Annotated in this window: 4 protein-coding genes; all 4 read left to right on the forward strand. The window is 61.9% G+C overall.

Translation table 11 applies throughout. The annotated features are described in order from the left end of the window. A partial coding sequence (locus tag VFF99_RS17985) for a N,N-dimethylformamidase beta subunit family domain-containing protein (protein WP_325020299.1) occupies positions 1-481 on the forward strand: 481 nt, incomplete at its 5' end. A 296-nt stretch (positions 482-777) separates the two neighbouring features. Next, entirely contained in the window at positions 778-2,442 is a 1,665-nt protein-coding gene (locus tag VFF99_RS17990; protein ID WP_325020302.1) for a 3-(methylthio)propionyl-CoA ligase, read from the forward strand. Between the two features lie 19 nt (positions 2,443-2,461). Continuing rightward, a complete protein-coding gene (locus VFF99_RS17995) occupies positions 2,462-3,517 on the forward strand; it encodes a phosphotransferase (RefSeq protein ID WP_325020300.1) in 1,056 nt (351 codons plus the stop codon). Between the two features lie 309 nt (positions 3,518-3,826). After that, a partial coding sequence (locus VFF99_RS18000) for a helix-turn-helix domain-containing protein (protein ID WP_325020301.1) occupies positions 3,827-4,053 on the forward strand: 227 nt, incomplete at its 3' end.

Below are 4,053 nucleotides of genomic sequence, written 5' to 3' on the forward strand. Positions count from 1 at the left end.
CGAGGGAACGTATTACCGCCGCCGCCCCGAGTCATACCGGCCCGAACTGGCGTGGATGTTCGAAGGGATACAGGACGAACTGCTCGGCGATTTCGGACTTTCCGGCGGCGGCGCAGCCGGCTTCGAACTCGATCGCGCAGATACGGAACTAGGCACACCGGCGAACGCTGTCGTTGTCGCCCGTTCCGAAAAGCACCAGGCGCATTTCGGGGTCACACCGGAAGAAGTCTTGTCCACGCTTCCGCACATCGGCGGCGGCGGCTCTGCCGACCTGATACGGGCGGACATGACTTACTTCGACACCCCGGGCGGGGGGGCTGTTTTTTCTGTCGGCTCCATCACGTTCTGCGGCAGCCTTTCGAACAACAATTACGAGAACAACATCTCGCAGCTGTTGCGCAACGTCGTGCGGCGCTTTACCGCGGACGCGAAGCAGGGGGCCGCCCCCGGGCAAGCAGCCAGGACGGGTGTGCCGGCCTGAGGTGCCGGTGTGGCCAGCGAAATGAACCGGTTTGCGCAACCGACAAAAGAAGACGTGCGCGAGTGGATCCTGAGCCGGCACAGAGTCCGCAGCCCGCTGCCCGGGATCAGCGACATTCAGCGCGAAGTGGGGTGGTCGAAGCCGGGCACCGTCTGCCGGTCAACGCCATCCGAAGGTTGCGGGTAACCAAGGAAACAGGCTCCGGCAACACCGGAGCCGTGCCACGCGCTCGTGCCATTGCCGCCCGCATCGTTCATGGGAAATCCTCTATTCCAACGACAGTCCAGGAGAACCAGATGTTCCAGTTTTCGTTGAGCCCCGTAGAGGGACAAATGATGGCCGATCCGCTGCTCATCTCGTCGATCATCCAGTACGCCGATCGCTACCACCAGGATACGGAGATCATATCGCGCCGGGTGGAGGGCGACATCCATCGCTACACCTATCGCGACTGCCACAAGCGGGCACGCAAGATGGCCAACGCGCTTGCCGCGCTCGGGGTACATGCGGGCGAGCGGATCGGTACGCTCGCTTGGAACGGCTACCGGCACCTCGAGCTGTACTACGCCATTTCCGGCTCCGGATCGGTCATGCATACCATCAACCCGCGCCTGCACGCCGACCAGATCGCCTACATCATCAATCACGCCGAAGACCAGTACCTGTTCTTCGACATCACCTTTCTGTCCCTGGTAGAGTCGATCGCGCCCCGCTGCAAGGACGTCAAAGGCTTCGTGATGCTGTGCGGCGGCGAGCACATGCCGGCAACGACAACGCTTCCGAATCTCCTCTGCTATGAAGCGCTGCTCGATCAGCATTCCGACGATTACGCGTGGCCGGCATTGAATGAAACCGCGGCATCAAGTCTCTGTTACACGTCGGGGACGACCGGAAACCCGAAAGGGGCGCTGTACTCGCATCGCTCAACGCTGCTGCACTCGTATGCGACGGTGCAGCCCAACGCGTTCGGCCTTTCTTCGCGCGAGGTTGTCATGCCGGTGGTGCCCATGTTTCACGTCAACGCCTGGGGGCTTCCGTACTCAGCGCCGATGGCAGGCGCCAAGCTGGTATTGCCCGGACCTCTGCTGAACGGGAATGCATTGTTCGAGCTGATCGAGGACGAAGGCGTGACGTTCGCCGCCGGCGTGCCGACGGTGTGGCTCGGCGTCCTGGACCATGTGGACAAGCTCGGCGCGCGCTTCAGTACGTTCAAACGGATCGTCATCGGCGGCTCGGCCTGTCCGCCGGCGCTGATGAAGGCCTACCGCGAGCGTCACGGTGTCGACGTGATCCATGCATGGGGAATGACGGAGATGTCCCCGGTGGGCGCGGTGTGCGCGCTGCATCGGCGGCACGATCCGCTGGAGCATGACAAGCAGCAGCGATTGCGGGAAAAGCAAGGCCAGGCGATCTTCGGAATACGAATGAAGATCGTCGGCGACCGCGGCGAGGATCTGCCGTGGGATGGGAAAACACGCGGCAACCTGCTGGTCAAAGGCCCGTGGGTGCTCAACGGCTATTTCAAGGGCGAAGGCGGCGAGATGCAGCAGGATGGCTGGTTTCCGACCGGCGACGTCGTCACCCTCGACAGCGACGGTTACATGCAAATCGCAGATAGAAGCAAGGACGTGATCAAGTCGGGCGGGGAGTGGATCGGTTCGATTGACCTGGAAAACATCGCAATGGCCCACCCCGCTGTCCAGCAGGCGGCGTGCATCGGCGTCTATCACCCGAAATGGGATGAGCGGCCGCTGCTGGTGGTCGAGAAGCGGGCCGGCACGGCACTCGACAAAGAAAGTCTGTTGGCTTTCTACGAAGGAAAAGTCGCGAAATGGTGGCTCCCGGATGACATCGTGTTCGTCGATGCATTGCCGATCGGTGCGACCGGAAAAGTATTGAAAAGCGAGATCCGCAAACAGTTCAAGGATTTCAGGTTTTCCGCCGAGCCGGTGCGGAACTAGGATCGGGGACGATTACGGCATGCATGCACACCACACGATGGAAGCATTTGGCGCGACCGCGCTGACGCGTCTGAACGCGTATCTGTCCGCCCGCGTCCGTGGCTTCGATGCGATACGGGAACTGAGCAAATTTGAAGGCGGACAGTCGAACCCGACCTACAGGCTGAGCACCGCAACCGGGGACTACGTGCTGCGGACAAAGCCCGCGCCGGCGGCGGACCTGCTGTCGTCGGCGCACGCGATCGACCGTGAATACCGGGTGATCGACGCGCTCGGAAGGGCCGGGATTCCGGTGCCCGAGACGTACGTGTACTGCGACGACGAGACGATTATCGGCCGCCACTTTTACCTGATGGCGTTTGTGCCCGGCCGCATCTTCTGGGACCAGGCACTGCCCGCGCTGCCGACGCCGGAACGCGCAGCGATCTACGGCGAGATGAACCGGGTCATGGCCGCACTTCACGGCATCGATCCTGTTGCGGCCGGCCTGGCCGATTTCGGGAAGGCCGGCAACTACTTCGGCCGGCAGATTTCGCGCTGGACGCGGCAATACCGCGCATCGGAGACCCAGGCGATGCCGGCGATGGAAGAGCTCATTGCATGGCTGCCCGAGAACATTCCGGAGGGTGATGAAACATGCATCGTCCACGGCGACTTCCGTCTCGACAACCTGGTGTTTCATCCCACCGAGCCGCGCGTGGTCGCCGTGCTCGACTGGGAGCTTGCCACGCTCGGCCATCCCCTTGCAGATTTCTCGTACCACTGCCTTGGCTACCGGATCGCGCCGCACCAGTTCCGCGGCATTGCCGGCCTGGATCTGCCGTCTCTCGGCATTCCGTCCGAGCAGGCGTACACAGCGATGTACTGCGAGCGCGTCGGCCGCGCCAGGATTGAAAACTGGGAGTATTACATCGCGTATAACCTGTTCCGGCTGGCGGCTATCCTGCAAGGCATTGCCAAGCGTGCCGAGGACGGCACCGCCGCCAGTGCCGAGGCGGCGCGTGTCGGTTCGCAGGCGCACGCACTGGCAGAACTGGGCTGGGCAGCAGCCCGGCGATTCAGCAACCCGGGGTAAGGGGGCACGTTGACAACAGCGGGAATTGGCCGAGGCAGTGCTGCCGCCCGGCCTTTTTTCTTAGCCGAGCCTCCGCCAGCGGTCCCACAAGCCGGCCGCCTACGTCGCACGCTCACGGATCAGGCGGTTCAAGCTCGAAGCAACGCAAAAGTGAACCTATTTATCGAAAAACTGGCGGTGGACGCGGAAGCGATGACGGTGGTGAAGAAAATTCCCAAACTAGTTGCACAATGTGAGACCCAGATTGCGCGAATCAAAGTGTACTTGCTGCTCTGTTAACGCCTTCCTTTATTTTACATAATACAAATTATGCGAATAATCGCTGTAGGAGCGGTCATCCAGGCGGTGGTGGATGGTACTCTCAAACCTGGACCAGCAGCCGAACGGCTGGACCAGACCGTTCGCCAAGTTCGGCGTCTGGTACGGCGTGTTCAAGCCGAAGGCGCTGCCGGCCTTGCCTCCCGGCGCTACGGTCGTCCGAGCAATAACCGGACGCCTCCAAATCTCGTCAAGCAGGCGCTGGACATTATCCGGGC

The sequence above is a fragment of the Noviherbaspirillum sp. genome, from assembly GCF_035654295.1.
Lineage (GTDB): Bacteria > Pseudomonadota > Gammaproteobacteria > Burkholderiales > Burkholderiaceae_D > Noviherbaspirillum.